This is a genomic window from Psychrobacter sp. TB55-MNA-CIBAN-0194, assembly GCF_040309505.1.
GTDB classification, from domain to species: Bacteria; Pseudomonadota; Gammaproteobacteria; order Pseudomonadales; family Moraxellaceae; genus Psychrobacter; species Psychrobacter fozii.
On sequence record NZ_JBEOOW010000105.1, the window covers coordinates 1 to 309 of the forward strand.

Genomic DNA, 309 nt, shown 5'->3' on the forward strand with positions numbered 1-309 from the left:
GTTTAGGCCTGGTATTGACAAAATTTTACAACGGGATCCTGTGACAGTAATACCGTTAGCGTTAACAGGTTTATGGGGATCTTACTTTAGCCATAAAAGTGGGCATGCACTGACCACTTTGCCTAAACGTTTCTGGTCTAAAGTATCGGTGAGTATTGCACCTTCAGTTGACGGAGCTACGACCAATTGCAAAGCGTTACAGCAACAGGTGACTCAGCAATTTAATTAGCTCATGATGTACTAGTGAAGCTGCTCAAAACAAAAAAGGTCACGCGTGGGCGTGACCTTTTAAATGATTAAGCATTAGCT

Annotated in this window: 1 protein-coding gene; it reads left to right on the plus strand. The window is 42.4% G+C overall.

Going from position 1 to position 309, the window contains the following annotated elements:
* A partial coding sequence (locus AAEY75_RS14445; protein WP_352259949.1) for a hypothetical protein occupies window positions 1-229 on the plus strand: 229 nt, incomplete at its 5' end.
* Window positions 230-309: the final 80 nt, after the last annotated feature.